The organism is Defluviicoccus vanus (genome assembly GCF_014672695.1).
Taxonomy (GTDB): domain Bacteria; phylum Pseudomonadota; class Alphaproteobacteria; order Rhodospirillales; family Defluviicoccaceae; genus Defluviicoccus; species Defluviicoccus vanus.
Genome location: NZ_CP053923.1, coordinates 1125687 through 1142974, shown reverse-complemented (window position 1 = coordinate 1142974; position 17288 = coordinate 1125687). Strand labels below are relative to the sequence as shown.

The 17288-nt window shown below is 62.9% G+C and carries 16 protein-coding genes and 2 pseudogenes; 10 read left to right on the top strand and 8 right to left on the bottom strand.

Annotated elements, in window-relative coordinates:
- Window positions 1-25 precede the first annotated feature (25 nt).
- The 6 genes and pseudogenes from livM to HQ394_RS05145 all read left to right on the top strand — a co-directional run bounded on the left by livM (window position 26) and on the right by HQ394_RS05145 (window position 6661).
- A pseudogene (gene livM, locus HQ394_RS05170) lies at window positions 26-1340 on the top strand (high-affinity branched-chain amino acid ABC transporter permease LivM).
- Window positions 1337-2215: an ABC transporter ATP-binding protein gene (locus HQ394_RS05165; RefSeq protein ID WP_190262377.1), complete on the top strand. Its 879-nt coding sequence runs from the start codon at window positions 1337-1339 to the stop codon at window positions 2213-2215. The pseudogene livM and the gene HQ394_RS05165 overlap by 4 nt, the downstream one beginning before the upstream one ends.
- Window positions 2216-2226: 11 nt before the next feature.
- A pseudogene (locus tag HQ394_RS05160) lies at window positions 2227-2941 on the top strand (ABC transporter ATP-binding protein).
- Entirely contained in the window at window positions 2938-3315 is a 378-nt protein-coding gene (locus HQ394_RS05155; protein ID WP_190262376.1) for a DUF6867 family protein, read from the top strand. Before HQ394_RS05160 ends, HQ394_RS05155 begins: the two are co-directional and overlap by 4 nt.
- Window positions 3316-3485: 170 nt before the next feature.
- Complete coding sequence (locus HQ394_RS05150) at window positions 3486-4589, top strand: branched-chain amino acid ABC transporter substrate-binding protein (RefSeq protein WP_407644713.1); 1104 nt, start codon at window positions 3486-3488, stop codon at window positions 4587-4589.
- 14 nt (window positions 4590-4603) lie between these two features.
- Window positions 4604-6661, top strand: coding sequence for a tetratricopeptide repeat protein (locus HQ394_RS05145; RefSeq protein ID WP_223291860.1), 2058 nt, complete (start codon window positions 4604-4606; stop codon window positions 6659-6661).
- 149 nt (window positions 6662-6810) lie between these two features.
- Here HQ394_RS05145 and HQ394_RS05140 read toward each other — a convergent pair whose 3' ends face one another.
- The 6 genes from HQ394_RS05140 to HQ394_RS05115 form a co-directional block, all read right to left on the bottom strand.
- Window positions 6811-7554, bottom strand: a complete 744-nt coding sequence (locus HQ394_RS05140; RefSeq protein ID WP_190262374.1) for a TlyA family RNA methyltransferase — start codon at window positions 7552-7554, stop codon at window positions 6811-6813.
- A gap of 77 nt (window positions 7555-7631) precedes the next feature.
- Window positions 7632-9557 (bottom strand): 1-deoxy-D-xylulose-5-phosphate synthase, encoded by a 1926-nt coding sequence (gene dxs, locus HQ394_RS05135; protein ID WP_190262373.1) that lies wholly within the window; start codon window positions 9555-9557, stop codon window positions 7632-7634.
- A gap of 66 nt (window positions 9558-9623) precedes the next feature.
- A complete protein-coding gene (locus tag HQ394_RS05130) occupies window positions 9624-10514 on the bottom strand; it encodes a polyprenyl synthetase family protein (RefSeq protein ID WP_223292035.1) in 891 nt (296 codons plus the stop codon).
- 8 nt (window positions 10515-10522) lie between these two features.
- Window positions 10523-10771: an exodeoxyribonuclease VII small subunit gene (locus tag HQ394_RS05125; RefSeq protein ID WP_190262372.1), complete on the bottom strand. Its 249-nt coding sequence runs from the start codon at window positions 10769-10771 to the stop codon at window positions 10523-10525.
- A gap of 298 nt (window positions 10772-11069) precedes the next feature.
- A complete protein-coding gene (locus HQ394_RS05120) occupies window positions 11070-11954 on the bottom strand; it encodes a histone deacetylase family protein (RefSeq protein ID WP_456151486.1) in 885 nt (294 codons plus the stop codon).
- 287 nt (window positions 11955-12241) lie between these two features.
- Window positions 12242-12487 (bottom strand): sulfurtransferase TusA family protein, encoded by a 246-nt coding sequence (locus tag HQ394_RS05115; protein ID WP_190262370.1) that lies wholly within the window; start codon window positions 12485-12487, stop codon window positions 12242-12244.
- A 232-nt stretch (window positions 12488-12719) separates the two neighbouring features.
- Here HQ394_RS05115 and HQ394_RS05110 point away from each other — a divergent pair, with 232 nt between their 5' ends.
- The gene (locus HQ394_RS05110; protein ID WP_190263133.1) at window positions 12720-13079 is read left to right on the top strand and encodes an ArsR/SmtB family transcription factor; all 360 of its coding nucleotides are present in this window, start codon (window positions 12720-12722) and stop codon (window positions 13077-13079) included.
- A 79-nt stretch (window positions 13080-13158) separates the two neighbouring features.
- The gene (locus HQ394_RS05105) at window positions 13159-14235 is read left to right on the top strand and encodes an ROK family protein (protein ID WP_190262369.1); all 1077 of its coding nucleotides are present in this window, start codon (window positions 13159-13161) and stop codon (window positions 14233-14235) included.
- Here HQ394_RS05105 and HQ394_RS05100 read toward each other — a convergent pair.
- Window positions 14130-14945: an EipB family protein gene (locus HQ394_RS05100; RefSeq protein WP_190262368.1), complete on the bottom strand. Its 816-nt coding sequence runs from the start codon at window positions 14943-14945 to the stop codon at window positions 14130-14132. The two genes, HQ394_RS05105 and HQ394_RS05100, sit on opposite strands and share 106 nt — an antisense overlap.
- A gap of 517 nt (window positions 14946-15462) precedes the next feature.
- On the opposite strand from HQ394_RS05100, the gene rquA reads away from it, so the two are divergent.
- Window positions 15463-16173, top strand: coding sequence for a rhodoquinone biosynthesis methyltransferase RquA (rquA, locus tag HQ394_RS05095; protein WP_190262367.1), 711 nt, complete (start codon window positions 15463-15465; stop codon window positions 16171-16173).
- A 208-nt stretch (window positions 16174-16381) separates the two neighbouring features.
- The gene (locus HQ394_RS05085) at window positions 16382-16669 is read left to right on the top strand and encodes a hypothetical protein (protein ID WP_190262366.1); all 288 of its coding nucleotides are present in this window, start codon (window positions 16382-16384) and stop codon (window positions 16667-16669) included.
- Window positions 16670-16916: 247 nt separating this feature from the next.
- Here the strand turns inward: HQ394_RS05085 and HQ394_RS21035 are convergent, their stop codons facing one another.
- On the bottom strand, window positions 16917-17228 hold the full coding sequence (locus HQ394_RS21035) for a hydantoinase/oxoprolinase N-terminal domain-containing protein (RefSeq protein ID WP_190262365.1): 312 nt from the start codon (window positions 17226-17228) through the stop codon (window positions 16917-16919).
- Between the last annotated feature and the right edge of the window lie 60 nt (window positions 17229-17288).

Below are 17288 nucleotides of genomic sequence, written 5' to 3'. Positions count from 1 at the left end.
CGCAGGGACAGGCGCGCCGCCGCCTTTGGTTGCCGCAGCCAAGGAAGCGGCGGTGGCGGCGACGGTCGCCCTGCTGATTGCCATTCCTCTCCTCGGCTTCAAGACGGTTCAGCCGCTCAGTGGTGGCGGGTTGACATTGCAGACGCGCTGGCCCCAGGTGGCGATCGCTGTCGCTGCCGTGTTCGTCGGACGCCTCCTCTTCGTGCTGCTCCGGCATGCAATCACGTCGCGGCGGCATCGGGCGGGACGTGCGTCGGCGGTGGTCGTCGATGAGCGTGCGGCGCTGCGGCGCCGGTGGCTGCAGACCGGCTTCGCCCTTGCCGCGCTGGCGTTCGCGGCCACGGTCCCGGTCTGGGCCAACCGCTACGTGCTCGAGGTCTCGATCCTGGTGATGACCTACGTCATGCTGGGGTGGGGCCTGAACATCGTCGTTGGCCTCGCCGGGCTGCTGGATCTTGGCTACGTGGCCTTCTACGCCGTGGGTGCGTACAGCTTCGCGCTGCTGGCGACGCATTTCAATTTCACCTTCTGGGAAGGCCTGCCGCTCGCGGGCCTATTGGCGGCCACGTTTGGGGTGCTGCTGGGCTTCCCGGTGCTGCGACTGCGGGGTGACTATCTCGCCATCGTCACCCTCGGCTTCGGCGAGATGATCCGGATCATCCTGATCAACTGGTTCTCGCTGACCAACGGCCCGAATGGGATCGGCAGTATTCCCCGCCCCACCTTTTTCGGCGTCCCCTTCGCTCCCAGCGCGCCTCCCGGGCAGGAGACGTTTCACACCCTGTTCGGCCTCGCCTATTCGCCCATGCATCGTCAGGCGTTTCTGTTCTACCTGATCCTCGTCCTGGCAATGCTCACCAACTTCTTCACCCTGCGCATTCGCCGGCTGCCCATCGGCCGTGCCTGGGAGGCGCTGCGCGAGGATGAAATTGCCTGTCGGGCGCTGGGTATCAATCCTACCAACACCAAGCTGACGGCATTCGCCATCGGCGCCATGTTCGGCGGCTTTGCCGGCTGCTTCTTTGCCACCCGCCAGGGCTTCATCAGCCCGGAAAGCTTCACCTTCATCGATNCGGCGATCATTCTCGCTATCGTCGTCCTGGGCGGCATGGGCAGCCAAATCGGTGTGGTCGTCGCCGCCGTGCTGCTGATCGGCGGGCCAGAACTCGTGCGTGGTCTCGACNGAGTACCGCATGCTCGCCTTCGGTGCGCTGATGGTGCTGATCATGGTGGTGCGGCCCGCCGGGCTCGTCGGCTTCCGCCAACCGACGGTTCGCCTCGATCGCCAGCGCCCGGTGCTGCTGCGCAAAGCGACAGGCGAAACGGAATTGACCGGATGAGCGAGCCGGTGGTGGCAGAAACGGCAAACGCGGCGCCGCCGCTGCTGGCGGTTGAACACCTGTCGATGCGGTTTGGCGGCCTAGTGGCCATCGACGATGTTTCCTTCAACGTCGTCGATCGCGCCATCACCGCGATCATCGGTCCCAATGGTGCCGGCAAGACCACCGTCTTCAACTGCCTCACCGGCTTCTACAAGCCGACTGTAGGTCGCCTGACGTTGAACCATCCAGCCAAGGGGCGGTTGTTTCTCGAGCGGATGGACGGCTTCCGCATCGCCCAGCAGGCGGGTGTGGCCCGGACCTTTCAGAACATCCGGCTGTTCCCGGCGATGACGGTGCTGGAGAACCTGATCGTTGCGCAGCATAACAAGCTGATGAAGGCGTCGCGGTTCACCATCGGTGGCCTGCTCCGCTTTCCCGGCTATCGCCATGCGGAAAAGGCGGCGATCGATCTGGCGTGCTACTGGCTCGATCGCGTCGGGCTCACCGAGCGTGCCGACATGCCGGCCTCCGGCCTTTCCTACGGCCAGCAGCGGCGGGCGGAGATCGCCCGCGCCATGTGCATCGAGCCGGTGCTGCTTTGCCTAGACGAGCCCGCCGCCGGCCTCAACCCGCGCGAGACGGGCGAACTGCGTGAGCTGCTGCTGGCGATCAAGGAGCAGCATCGGATCGGCATCATCCTGATTGAACACGACATGAGCGTGGTGATGGGGATCTCCGATCTGATCGTCGTTTTCGACTACGGCCGGAAGATCGCCGAGGGAACTCCGGCGCAGATCCGCCGTGATCCGACAGTGATCCGCGCCTATCTGGGCGAAGAGAGTGGCGAGGCCGATGACCTCGTTGCCGAAGCCATTCATTCGGAGCCCGCATGAGCGCACCGCCTCTGCTGCAACTGTGTGATGTCTATACCGCCTACGGCAACGTCGNAGGCCTTGCGCGGCGTGTCGGTGGAGGTGGGGCGCGGCGAGATTGTCACCCTGATTGGTGCCAACGGCGCCGGCAAGACGACGATGCTGATGACCATCTGTGGCCAGCCGCATCCACGGCGCGGACAGGTGTTTTTCGACGGCGCGGATATCGCCCATCGCTCGACGAACGCGATCATCGCCGGCGGCATCGCTCATTCGCCGGAGGGGCGGCACATCTTTCCGCGAATGACCGTCCTGGAGAATCTGCTCATTGGCGCCACGGTGGCGCCGGCGGAAAATCTGGACGAGGACCTGAACCGGGTGTTCGGACTATTTCCGGTGCTGAAGGAACGGGTCCGCCAGCGCGGCGGCACCCTGTCCGGAGGTGAACAGCAGATGCTGGCGATCGGCCGGGCGCTGATGAGCCGGCCGCGTCTGCTGCTGCTGGACGAGCCGTCGCTTGGCCTTGCCCCGATGCTGGTCAAGCAGATCTTCCAAATCATTCAGGACATCAATCGCCGCGAGGGGGTAACCGTCTTCCTCGTCGAACAGAACGCCCACCACGCGCTCGCCATTGCCCATCGCGGCTATGTTCTGGTCAACGGCCAGGTCAGCCTGAGCGGCCCGGCCGGCGAGCTGTTGAAAAACGAAGAGATTCGCGCCGCCTATCTTGAAGGAGGGGTGGCGTGAGCGGCGAATTCACGCAAGCGGTCATGGGCACCAGCCTGCTTGCCTTCATTGTTCTCAATGGACTGCTGGCCGGTGGGGCCGCCTGGATCACCGGTAAGGCGATCGCCGTCGGCTGGAAGCCGCTGTGGCAGGTCTTCGCCTATAGCCTACTGCTGGCGTTGGGAACGCGCTTCGTGCTGTTTGCCCTATTCCATTCCGTCTTGTTCTCCCTGCCAGGGCTGCTGATCACCCTGGCAATCCTGGCCGGCATCAGCGCCTTGAGCTTCGGCATCAACCGCGCCCGCAAGATGGTTGCGCAATACCCATGGCTCTATGAACGTGCCGGTCTCGTTGGCTGGCGCGAGCGGTTGCCGGTGCCAAGCCAACCCCAGTGACCGGTTGTCGGGACCGGTCGCGGGAATTTTGTGTTGATAAATTGCCGATTCCGACTGGAGCGAAAACAATATCTAGGGCAAACGAGAGGGGCTGTCCTGCCGCTGCCGGCGGGTGCGACAAATGTTGTGGATCAATCCCGATATATTAAGCGAGATGGGAGACAGACGTTATGAGATATGCCGGACATTTCGCCTTGACCGTGGCCTCGGTCCTGGCACTGGGGATGCGGGTGGCGAGTGCTGACATTCCGATTGCCGTCGTCGGACCGATGACTGGTGATAACGCCACCTTTGGCGCGCAGATGCGGACCGGTGCCGAGCAGGCGGTGGCCGACATCAATGCCGCGGGTGGTGTCCTCGGCCAGAAGCTGGTGCTCGAAGTCGGTGATGATGCCTGCGATCCCCGGCAGGCGCGCGATGTGGCCAATCAGGTGGTCGCCAAGGGTGTCAAGCTGGTTGCCGGGCACTACTGCTCGAGTTCGTCCATTCCGGCTTCCGAGGTCTACTTCGAAGGCAACGTGATCCAGATCTCACCGGCCTCCACCAACCCGCAGCTGACCGAGGCGGGCCGCAAGACGACCTTCCGCGTCTGCGGTCGTGACGATCAGCAAGGCGTCGTCGCCGGCAACTACCTTGCCGACCATTACGCCGGCAAGAAGATCGCCATCGTTCACGACAAGCAGACCTACTCCAAGGGACTGGCCGACGAAACCAAGAAGCAGCTGAACGCGCGCGGCATCCAGGAAGTCCTCTACGAGACCATCAGCAAGGGTGAAAAGGATTATTCGGCGCTGGTCAGCAAGCTCAAGGACCTTGGCGTCGAAGTTCTTTACTATGGCGGCTACCATACCGAAGCGGGGCTGATCACCCGGCAGATGCGTGAGCAGGGGATGTCGACCCAGTTGCTTTCCGGCGACGCGCTGGCGACCAACGAATACTGGAGCATCACCGGGCCGCTTGGCCAGGGGACGAAGATGACCTTCGGTCTCGATCCCGCCAAAGACCCCGCCAACGCCAAAATCGTCAAGGAATTCGAAGCCAAGGGCGTCAAGCCGGAGGGCTACACCCTCTATACCTATGGTGCGGTACAGACCTGGGCCGATGCGGCGCGCAAAGCGGGCTCCGTCGATACCGACAAGGTGATCGCCGCCTTGCACGACAATACCTTCGCAACCGTGCTCGGGCCGATCTCCTTCGACGCGAAAGGTGACGTCAAGCAGCCGGCCTATGTGGTCTACGAGTGGAAAGACGGCACCTACGACTACGCCAAGTAGTCAAATCATCCCGTGTGGATCGCGGCGGCCCGCCGGGCCGCCGCTGCATCCTGGTCAAGGCCGGGGAGTGTGGTCTGGCAGTCGCATCGTCTTCTGTCCAGCGCCGAAGGAGACGCGGGGCACCGGCCAGGACATCGTCAATCCGCGTTGCGATCAAGCCGAGCAGTTCGGTCCTGAGGCCCCACGACAACAGAAACGAGGTCGTCATGGGCGAGGGAGGGAAACGCCAACAGCAGACGCTCCGCGTGCTCATTGTGAACGCATGCCGAGAGCGCTATGCCAGCTCAAGCAGACGGCCTGGAACTCATGACCACAACGTGATGCTCAGGATGCTTCGGCGGCCATGGTTTAGGGGGATTATGGCGGATTTGGCGCTACTCGCCTTCGCTGAGCAAGCGTGGGCGAAATTTGCAGAGTTGGACGCTCTGTCGCAGCTGTCGACGATCGTCGGCCTGTTTGGGCCGATCATCGGTCTGACCACATGGGTGGTGCGACGGCTGATGCGCCGGACCGTCGACGACCTGCGGCTTGAAAATAAGGCGCTCTCCGATCTCAGGGATGCGAACATACGCAAGATCGAAGCGCTGCAGCGGGAAGTCACGGCTCTCAGTGCGGCCGCACCAGCGACCATTCTGGAGAGAATGGAGCGCGAACGGCGGGACGGCAACGAAGTCCTGGCGATTCGCGCGCTGATCCGCGGATTCGAAGCGTTCGCGTCGGACATCGGGCGGATCACCCATGAGCTGGCGCTCCATCATCTCTCGACGCTGCCGCAGATGCCGCGCACCGGCCTCGCCAAGGCCGAACGATTCGCGCGCATAGCCGTGCTGTGCCAGCCCGATGACCGAGACCGTCAGTATCTCCTGGCGGAAATCATCGAAATCAAGGCCGACCGGCAGGACCCGAAGGGCGCGGACGCAGTTGAATTCGATGATGATGAAGCAGCACTCGAAGCGCTGTTCGGCGTCGATGTCGACGTTCCGACCCTCGTCGTCCGTCTGTGCGACTCATGTCATTTGAACCTCGTCGCTGGCTATTATCGTTCGGCAGAGCGTCTCGCCCTTCGCGCGGTCTTTACCGCGCGTGGCCGCCTCGGCCCGTCAGCGTCATTGACGCTTACCGCACGTTACTGGCACACGGCCGCACTGAGTTTTCTCGGCCGCTACGACGAGGCGCTCGACGCCGTCGAGGCACTGCTGCCGCTCGAAGAGAGGGTCAAGGGCGCCGAGCATCCCAACACGCTGAACACGCGGTACCTGCGGGCCAGCATCCTCCACGACCTCGGCCGCTCCGACGAGGCGCTCGACGCCGTCGAGGCACTGCTGCCGCTCTTTGAGAGGGTCGAGGGCGCCGAGCATCCCGACACGCTGACCACACGCTACCTAGGGGCCAGCATCCTCCGCGACCTCGGCCGCTCCGACGAGGCGCTCGACGCCGTCGAGGCACTGCTGCCGCTCCATGAGAGGGTCAAGGGCGCCGAGCACCCCGACACGCTGAGCACGCGCGGCCTGCGGGCCAGCATCCTCCGCGACCTCGGCCGCTCCGACGAGGCGCTCGACGCCGTCGACGCACTGCTGCCGCTCGCAGAGAGGGTCAAGGGGGCCGAGCATCCCGACACGCTGAGCACGCGCTCCCTGCGGGCTAGCATCCTCCGCGACCTCGGCCGCTCCGACGAAGCGCTCGACGCCGTCGAGGCACTGCTGCCGCTCGAAGAGAGGGTCAAGGGCGCCGAGCATCCCGACACGCTGAGCACGCGCTCCCTGCGGGCTAGCATCCTCCGCGACCTCGGCCGCTCCGACGAAGCGCTCGACGCCGTCGAGGCACTGCTGCCGCTCGAAGAGAGGGTCAAGGGCGCCGAGCATCCCGACACGCTGACCACGCGCTCCCTGCGGGCCAGCATCCTCCACGGCCTCGGCCGCTCCGACGAGGCTCATGAATCACTTCAAGCATTACTGCCGCGGATGGCAGCATGCCTGCCCATCAATCACCCTCTTATGAGGAGTGCCCAGGCACTGTTGACCCAACTTGAAAAAGAACAGGCAGCCATCGATCAAAGTAAATCTGTGCTTTAAACACTATAGCGGACGCAGAAGACCCCGGTGTCGTTATGGCTGCCTCTGGTTTTTCTCCGGGGAAACGCAGACGGCCGGTCGTTTCGGGCGCACGTCAGCCGGTCGTGGGGCTAAGTGGGGACAAAGCGCACTGCCCCAGATGGCAGCCTTTACTTCCGCGCCGCGATTAAAAATTCGACGTTGCCGTCGGCGCCGGTGATCGGGCTTTCGGTCAGGCCCATGACCTGCCAGCCGGGCTGTGCTGCCAGCCAGTTTTCGATCCGCTCGCACACCTGCTGCCGCACCGCCGGGTCGCGGACGATGCCGCCCTTACCGACTTGGTCGCGGCCGGCTTCGAACTGCGGCTTGATCAGGGCGACCAGTCGCGCTCCCGGGGCGGTCAGCGCCAACGCCGCCGGCAGCACCAGGGTCAGGCTGATGAAGCTGACGTCGGCGACGACGAGATCGATCGGTTCGGGTATTTGCTCGCGGTTGAGGGTGCGGGCGTTGGTGCGTTCGAGGACGACGACACGCGGGTCCTGCCGCAGCTTCCACGCGAGCTGGTTGTTTCCAACGTCGACGGCATAGACGCGTGTCGCACCGCGGCTGAGAAGAACGTCGGTAAAGCCGCCGGTTGATGCGCCGACGTCGAGGCAGACGCCGCTGGCAGGGGCAATCGCGAAGTGATCGAGTGCGCGCACCAGCTTGAGTCCGCCGCGTGACACCCAGGGGTGATCGCGACCGCGGACGGCGAGGGGGCGNTCGCCGGCGAGCAGATCACCTGCCTTCGCCACCCGCCGGTCACCGCTGAAAACAACCCCGGCAAGGATCAACGCCTGCGCCCGGGATCGGCTTTCTGCCAAACCACGCTCGACCAGCAACTGATCGACCCGAAGCTTTCCCTTAGCCGGCATCCCTCAGCTTCCCGCTGCACTGCGGCCGCCTCCCTCTCCCGCTGGCGGGAGAGGGGTAGGGTGAGGGTTCATGCGCCTCAGGCGCGGACGGCGGCCGCCGCGTCTTTCAGTTGACCGAGCGCCGCCAGCGCCGTGCCGACGATCTGCGAGGCATTCAGGCCGGCGATGTCGTACTGCGTTTCTGGCTTGTCCTGATCGATGTAGATGTCGGGCAGCACCATCGGCCGGAACTTCAGGCCGTTGTCGAGCAGGCCATCGGTCGCCATGAACTGCATGACATGCGCGGCGAAGCCGCCAGCCGTACCCTCTTCGACGGTGATCAGCACCGGATGATTGCGCGCCAGGAGGCGGATCAGGTCGTGGTCCAACGGCTTGGCGAAGCGCGCGTCGGCAACCGTGGTTGACAGCCCGCGTGCCGCCAACTCGTCCGCTGCCTTCAGCGCCTCCTTGAGGCGGGTGCCAATGCTGAGAATGGCGATCGAGGTGCCCTCGCGCAGGATGCGGCCCTTGCCGATCTCGAGCGGGATGCCGCGCTCCGGCATGTCGACGCCCAGGCCTTCGCCACGCGGATAGCGGAACGCCGACGGCCGATCGTCGATCGCCACCGCCGTCGCCACCATGTGCATCAAATCCGCCTCGTCGCCGGCGGCCATGACGATCATCCGTGGCAGGCAACACATGTAGGCGAGATCGAAGGCGCCGGCATGGGTTGCGCCGTCGGCACCGACGAGACCGGCACGATCCAAGGCGAAGCGCACTGGCAACGACTGCAGAGCGACGTCGTGCGCCACCTGATCGTAGGCCCGCTGCAGGAACGTGGAGTAGATGGCGGTAAACGGCTTGAAGCCCTCGCAGGCGAGGCCGGCGGCAAAGGTCACCGCATGCTGTTCGGCGATACCCACGTCGAAGCAGCGGTCCGGGAAGCGAGCGCCGAACTTGTCGAGGCCAGTCCCGGCGGGCATCGCCGCGGTGATGGCGACGATCTTGTCGTCGTGCTCGGCTTCCTTGATCAGCCCACGGGCGAAGGTGTCGGTATAGCTCGGTGCGTTGGCGCGCACCTTGACCTGCTCGCCGGTCAGCACGTTGAACCGACCGACGCCGTGGTACTTGTCGGCCGACTTCTCGGCCGGCGGATAGCCATGGCCCTTTTTGGTGACCACGTGCACCAGCACCGGACCCGCCTCACGGTCGTCGCGCAGGTTCTTCAACACCGGCAGCAGGTGCTCGAAGTTGTGGCCGTCGATGGGCCCGACATAGAAGAAACCCAATTCCTCAAACAGCGTGCCGCCGGTAACGAGGCCGCGGGCGTATTCCTCCGCCTTGCGTGCCGCCACTTCCAAGCCGCGCGGGAACTTCTTCGCCAGTTCGGCAAGAACGTGGCGGATCGAGCGGTAGGGCTTGGAGGAGATCAGCTTCGACAGGTAGGCGCTCATCGCACCGACAGGCGGGGCGATCGACATGTCGTTGTCGTTGAGGATGACGATCAGCCGCGAGTTCATCGACCCGGCGTTGTTCATCGCCTCGTAGGCCATACCGGCGCTCATGGCGCCGTCGCCGATGACGGCGATCACGTCATGGTCCTGGCCCTGAAAGTCGCGCGCCACTGCCATACCGAGCGCGGCGGAAATGGACGTGGAGGTGTGCGCCGCGCCGAAGGGATCGTAAACGCTTTCCGACCGCTTGGTGAAACCGGAGAGGCCGTTGCCCTGACGCAGGGTGGGCATGCGGCTACGCCGGCCGGTCAAAATCTTGTGCGGGTAGGACTGGTGACCAACGTCCCAGAGCAGTTTGTCCTGCGGCGTATTGAACACGTAGTGCAACGCCAGGGTCAGTTCGATAACGCCCAGGCTCGCTCCAAGATGACCGCCGGTAAACGAAACGAAGCGTACTGTCTCCTGACGCAATTCGTCTGCCAGCTTCTGCAGCTGATCCTCGGGAAATTTGCGCAAATCCGCGGGATCATTAATGCGATCGAGGAGCGGTGTTTTACTGGGCTCGGTCAAATCTTACCTCCTTAACTGGCGTCCGCTAGTGCGATCAGCACGGCCCTCGTCGGGTGCCAAGTCTACCTAGTTGTTACGGTTGACCACATACTCGGCGAGCGCGCGGAGCGGGTCGGCGGTATCAGGAAACATATCGAGATGCTGTACCGCCTGGTGCGCCAACATCTGCGATTGGGATCGCGCTCGATCGGTGCCGAGCAGCGAAATGAACGTTGCCTTGCCGGCGTTCTCGTCTTTTTGCGTCCGCTTGCCGACGACGTCCGGGTCACCTTCAACGTCAAGCAGGTCGTCGGCGATCTGAAACGCCAAGCCGAGATCATGGGCGTAAGCGCGCAGTGCGTGACGGGCACTGTCGCTGGCCTTGCCAAGCAGCGCTGCCGATTCGCAGGAGAAAGCGATCAGTGCGCCGGTCTTCATCCGCTGCATGCGGGTGATTTCCGCCATCTGCAGCGAACTCTCGGCGGCGAGAAGATCAAGCATCTGCCCGCCGACCATACCGTCACCCCCAGCAGCGCGCGCCAGTTCGACGACGAGATCGCTACGCACCCGCGGATCCGAATGGGTGGCCGGATCGGCAAGCACTTCGAACGAACGCGCCAGCAGCGCATCGCCAGCGAGAATGGCCGTCGCCTCGTCGAACTTCACGTGGCAGGTGGGTACGCCTCGACGCAGATCATCATCGTCCATCGCTGGCAGGTCATCGTGGATGAGCGAATAGCAATGAACCATTTCCACCGCGGCTGCAACCCGCATCGCATAAGAACGGCTGACGCCGAACAAAGTCGAACTGTAGGTCACCAGAAAAGGGCGGATTCGTTTGCCGCCCGATAACGCAGAATAGCGAATAGCCTCCATCAACCGGGCTTCCGGGTCCGGCCGTAGGGGTAGCAGTTGATCCAAAACCTGATCTACCTCGCGGGCATTTTCTGCTAGTGCCGCCTTGATCTCGAACAAGATCGAGCCTCTCAATCCAGGTCTGCGGGTTCCAGCGTGGCGGTACCGTCTGGCCCGAGAACAACTTTTTCAATACGCATCTGCGCTTGCTGTAGCTTCGCTTCGCAATGGCGCTTCAGCATCGCTCCACGCTCGTAGGCTGCGATCGCATCGTCTAACTTGCCGCTTCCTTCTTCAAGACGGCGAACGATCGCTTCCAGTTCCGCGAGGGCTTCCTCGAAAGTGAGTTGCGAAGTGTCGCTTGTGCCTACCGCCGTCATGGCCCTCGCAGCTCCTAACACCCCCATTCTACACCCTCAACCACCCCGTCCAATTGCGGAGGGCGATCTCTCGAAGCGCAAGACACGGTGCGTTGCATGAGCGCAACAATCATGGAAGGATCCCTTGTCGAGGGTTTCCGACAGGGGCGCAAGCACAATTGCTGCAAGCGCGAGGCGACGCTTGCGAGTTCTTACTGAGTGTCGCTGAAATGTAACGTCGGGTTGATCGCCTAGCTCATTCGCGCTCGCATTAGTCTCGTTGCCGGGCCCTGGCCTAGCGGCGGAAGCGTTCGCCGTTTCAATGCCCCATCAGCGCCCGGACGTGAGCGGCGGCGCAGACGCCTAGGGCCTGCAGGTCGTAGCCTCCCTCCAGGGTGGAGACAACGCGGCCACGACAGGTTTTCTCCGCTACCTCGAGGATTTCGCGTGTTACCCAGGCAAAGTCTTCAGTTTCCAGGCGAAGCTGAGCAAGGGGATCGCGGTAATGGGCGTCAAAACCAGCAGAGATAATCACCAGTTCTGGACAAAAGTTGCGCAAGGCAGGAAGTATTCGCTCAATATATCCTCGGCGAAACTCCTCCGAACCACTCCCCGGACGCAAGTGCACATTGACGATGTTATTGAAAACGCCCGTTTCATGCTCCATGCCGGTGCCGGGATAACAAGGCCACTGGTGGCTTGAGGCGTAAAACAGGTCACGAAAACGAAAAACGTGATTCTGTGTTCCGTTGCCGTGGTGAACATCGAAGTCGATGACCGCGACCCGCTCCATGCCATGGACGTGACGGGCGTGTTCCGCTGCTACCGCAGCATTATTGAATAGGCAAAAGCCCATCGCTGCCGATGATTCGGCATGGTGTCCGGGCGGGCGAACGGCACAGAAGGCATTGCGCATCTCGCCGTTGGCGACCACATCGACAGCGGCGCAGATGGCGCCGATCGCGCGCAGCGCCGCGTCACCGGTGGCGGGGTTCAGCGCCGTGTCCGAATCCAGATGCACGTGACCAGAATTGGGGACGTTCTCGAAGATTGACTCAACGTAGAAAGGCGCATGCACCCTTTCGATTTGGCGCAGTGTACCAAGCGGTGCTTCAATTCGATGCAGGAAGGTAAATTCTTCCGTTTCGAGTGCGCTGAGAACCGCCTTGAGGCGCGCCGGTGTTTCCGGATGCCATTCGCCCATTTCGTGTTCCTGGCATACCGGATGAGTGTACAAAGCTGTCGGCATGGTGCGGATATAGCCTTCGGGACGTCCCCAGGATGATTATTGGCGCCATTCTGGTCGGCTTTGTCACCGTTTGAAAGGATGAAATGGCGCATTCCGCCGCCTCATTGCCAATCAGCGGTCCGACACAACGCTGGCTTGTCTTCAGTCAGGGCTGAAGCAGGCAAACACCCGCGACGACGCCTTTTGCCTGCCGGCGGCAAAGCCGTTTGGCGGCGAACCTCGCTGCCACAACGCGCTTTGTTTCATTGGCCGTCACTTCGCCTTTCAATGATGAGATGGAATTCGCCATCCTGGCACGACTGGTCGAGCAAACGGTGGCCGGTCGCCGAGCAGAATTGGACGAAATCGGCTGGCGCGGATGGATCTGTTGCCATCACTTTCAATTGTGCTCCGGGCGTCATGCTGCGAAGCAGCCGATTGGCGCGCAACACCGGTAGAGGGCAGGCGAGGCCGCGCGCGTCCAACTCGCGCAATTTGTTCTCTTGCATGGGATCGTTCGCGTATTTGGATGGTTGATGCTGTGTACGCTACGCGCGCACTGCGAAAGTTCCCCAGACTATTTTGCCTGAGGGGCTCGGACGCGAAAAAACAGCATAGCGGTGATCGCGGACATTCATTAGAGTTAGGGTGTGGGAAGTTTATTTCCACATCTTTCATAGGCAATAAAGTGCTTTGTGTGTGCGAAAAGGCAAAGCCGGTCAACAGGAAACGGTGAATAACGTGAACGTGGAGGCTTTACATACAAGTGCCCGACGCGCGAGCACGTTACTCAAATCGATGGGGAATCCCCACCGGCTTGTAGTTTTGTGCCAGCTGCTGGCGGGTGAGCGTTCAGTGGGAGAACTCGAACGTCTGGTTGGCTTGAGCCAGTCCGCCCTGTCGCAGCACTTGGCGCGGCTGCGACGTGATGGATTGGTCAAAACCCGGCGCTCTGCACAAACGATTTACTACTCTCTTGCCGGCGAGGAAGCCAGTCAGGTTCTGGCAACGCTCTACCGTCTCTACTGCGATAATTCGACGATCTCCTATTCACATGAGGAACCGTCGAAGGCCACGGTGAGCTCGCTGTCCATTCGTTGACCCGATGCTCCTGATGGCACGACGAAGGGGCTGAGCGGAGTGACGCGGCGCGCGTCAGAGGCGCACATATTATCGGGCGATGCGGATCGGAATCGACGTCGGCGGGACCAAAATCGAAGCTGTCGCTCTCGCGGCTGGCGGTGCGGAACAGCTCCGTCTGCGCGTGCCGACACCACGCGGCGACTATGCCGCGACGCTGCAGGTGATCGCGTCGCTGGTCGGTGCGATCGAGCAGCAGATTGGATGCGCTGGCAGCGTCGGTGTTGGCATTCCCGGGACCATCTCGCCGGCGACGGGGCTGGTCAAGAACGCCAACTCCACGTGGCTGAACGGCCGTTCGCTGGATCGTGATCTGGAATCCCTCCTCAGCCGGCCGGTGCGAATCGCCAACGATGCAAACTGCTTTGCCGTATCGGAAGCCGTCGACGGCGCCGGTGCGGATGCCGGTGTGGTGTTCGGCGTCATTCTCGGTACTGGTGTTGGTGGCGGGGTGGCGATCGCGCGGCAACCGCGCATCGGCGCCAACGCCATCGCCGGCGAATGGGGACATAACCCGCTGCCCTGGCCGACGCGCGAAGAGAGTGCCGGGCCCCCTTGTTACTGCGGGCGCAGCGGCTGCATCGAAACCTTCCTGTCCGGTCCCGGCTTTGCCCGCGATTTCGCCGCCGCCAGCGGACACCATGCGACTCCGCCGCAGATCATCGCCCTGGCGACAGCGGGCGATACCGACGCTCTCGCCGCCATCGATCGCTACCAGCATCGCTTGGCGCGGGCGTTGGCAACGGTGATCAACCTGCTTGATCCGGACGTGATCGTCCTTGGTGGCGGCATGTCCAAGGTCGACAGCCTCTACCAAGCAGTGCCCCGCTTGTGGGAGCGGTGGGTTTTTTCCGATGCTGTGGTCACGCCGCTGCGACGCAATCGCCATGGGGATGCGAGCGGCGTCAGGGGAGCTGCGTGGCTGTGTGGCCGACCGCCGGGAGCGCCGCCAGCGCGTCGAGCGTCTCGATCGACAGGGGCTGAAGGCGCCCCGCGTTCAACACCCGGTACTCAACACTCCGGTGGCGGCAGCACGTCGAGCTGGTGCAGGCGCAGATCAAGGGCAAAGCGCTCAAACCGCTGGACGATGTGGTCGGCAATGCCGTCGGCGCGATAATTGGCGTCGATCTCGAACTCAGGCACCGCGTCAGATGATCCTTCGGGAAAGAAAGCCATCCGCGTCCACCAAGCCGGGAGCTTCGGCAGGCCGGCAGCCTTCGCTATCTCCTCCGCGTCGGTGTCCGACAACGGACCGAACAGCGCACTGACCTGATAGGGATTGTCCAGGCTGGCCCCGTCGAAGACGATTCGGTTGAGGCGATGCTGACCACCGATAGCGGCGGCAATGACATGGCGCAGATGCTGGGTAGGGAAAAGGGCGCCCATCGGCAACGCCATCGTCTGCGCTTCCGGTTCGAAGAAGCGGGCCNNGCTGCCAGAGTGACTGCCACCGGCCGTGGGATGGATGTCGGCGCGCCCGGAGATCTTTTCGACCTTCTCGCCATCCTGGTCATAGCGGGCACGAAAACGAAACTGTCGTCCGTCCATCGATTCCCAGCTGACGAAGGACCAGAAGGTCTGGGTCGTCGTGTCGTTGTCGTAGGTGAGGCGGAGGACGGTCTTGTTTTCCACCGTCCAGCCGTCACAACCGCGGGCGAAGCTGTAAAGCATGACGCCGTCAGCGGCGACCACGTCCGTCGGCCGCTCCGCGGCGGTGAGCGACAGGCGATACACGGCCCGATGCGGTTGCAGTTCCACCGCTGTCGTCGCCCTGGCGCCGGTGAGCAACAGGAGACAACCGAGACCGAAGACGATCTGACGGGGCATGCGGAAGTGGAGTTGACAAGAGAATACCATGACGGCCGGGACGATACGCCGAATGCGTCGCCACTGTCCATTGGCGAGGAATCGATATCGGCACCGGCGGCAGTCAATCAAGGTGGTGGTGGTCGCCAGGGCAGGCTTGCCGCCAGGCATTTTCTGCCGGGCAATAGCGGGGGCGGCTGTTGGCGGAGGCGGTCGCCTGGGAGACCAGAAGCCAGGAAATTCCGTCAGTTGGCGCCCGAAGGCGCTGATTGCGGTGATGCGGAGCCGGAGGGTGCTGATGGCACGCTCGTTGCGTTTTCGCCCTCGCTTGTTCAGCACCCGACCGTCACCGCCTTCGCCACCGCGCATCGACCAGATCGGTCGCATCCTTGATGTACTCTGCGCCCTGTCTTCTGCTACAACTGGCGCCCGGCGCCGCCCTAGTGCAGGCGCAGTAACTCCCTAGTTTTTTTGCGCGTTGCAGCATCCGTCGTTTCAGTGTATGCCGCTCGAAACTGCCAAAACCGCGGGGTAAGCGATGGACGGCGGCCTCGAAGCCAAGCTGCAGACTGCGACCAGCAACGATACCTCCGGGTTACCTGAGTACCTGGTGCGAAACTATTGGTGGGCCTATCTGACCCCCGCCAGTCTGCAGATTTTTGACAACTGGCTGTTTCTTACCTGCCTGCTCTGGGGCAATCTGCCCCGGTTGGTGCGTGCGTCCTGTATCGAATTCGCTCCCGGGCAGTCGATCCTGCAGGCGGCCAATGCCTACGGCAACATCGCCACCGAACTGGCGCGAACGGTGGGTGCCGACGGCCGGCTCGACCTGGTGGATATTGCGCCCTTGCAAGTGGAGCACGTCAACCGCAAGCTTGCACCCTATCCGCAGGCGCAGGCGCGGGTGGGCGATGCCACCCGGCCGGGTGGCGCAATCTATGACGGCGTGTGCTGCTTTTTCCTCCTGCACGAGATTCCCGATGCCGAGAAGCGTGCCGTAGTCGATGCGCTGCTGGCACGGGTGGAACCGGGTGGCAAGGTGGTGTTCATCGACTATCACCAAGCGGCTTGGTGGCACNCGCTGCGGGCGCCGATGGGGCTGGTCTTCCGCTGGCTCGAGCCCTTCGCCAATAGCTTGATCGACAGCGAAATCCGCGCTTTCGCCTCCAATCCTGACACCTTCACCTGGACCAAAGAAACCTTCTTCGGCGGCCTCTACCAGAAGGTGGTCGCAACCCGGCGAGGGTAGGCGACCGGCCGGACGACTGCAGAAGCTATCCGCCACATGCCGCCGCCTGGGAGGCAGCCATGAGGTGCTCAACCAGTCGGCGGGCGAGCGTCCCCGTGGCTCCAGACCGTCAACAACCGGTATTCCCGCCTCAAGGATTTCCCCCGTGCCCGCCGACGGGCTCGCCTCCCGCTTTGCTGCCTCGCGAGCCGCCATCAGCAAGTGATGGTTGATCCGCGCCCAGGTTCCGTCGTCATACCAGCGACGGAGCGATCAGCGCTCATTCTTCATCCATCGCATCGGCGCCCTTCACCAGGAGTTCGAAATCGGCGACACCGTCGCCGGTTATCTCGCCCTGGATCAGCGTATCCGAGCCGCTGACCGCTACAGCACCTGTTGCGTCAGGTTCTCGACGTTGCCAAATGCGGCGAGCGAAAACGTGACGCTGCTGTGTACGCCGTCGATGCCACCCCCGGCCAACTCGGTGATCGTGTCGGTGCTGCTACCGACGCCGTAGGCGTCGTTGCCGGATAGACTCGCTCCCGGGTCCGCTTCGTGGCACTCTGTTGCTCGTCGTCGTCGACGTCCGAAATGCACAACATAGAGGGCGAACCGCCAATTCGTTGTTGACCCGAAGCTCTTGTAAGCGGACGCAACTTGCGCCCGCCAGTCCCGATACGTAAATCTTCACTGGTCTAAAATCTGGTCGACTGAAGCGGTTGCTCAAGCGCGAAATCGTCACGCGAAATCGTCACGCGAAATCGTCACGCGAAATCGTCACGCGAACTCGGCATGGGAACCAACGTTATGCCGGCGGCGGACGTGTTCCCCAAGGATATGGACCCGTGCCACGTGCCGCCGCAGATCGCCGATGCCATAGAGGTCGCCGACGGTTTCACCCGGGCCTTCCCCGAGCACAAGTACGCCATCAGTCGCCGCACCGCCTCCACCGCCGCGTCCTCGTAGTGCTCCGGGTCGTGCGAGAGCAGCTTGGCGGTAACGATCGTCCCCGCGGGCGTCCTTGCCACCACGTCGGTAAAGGTCCCGCCTCGATCGATCCAGAAATGCCACTTCATCGAAAATTACCACGCAAAATCAACGCCCTAAGCATCATCAGAGGGTGTAGGCACGGCGTA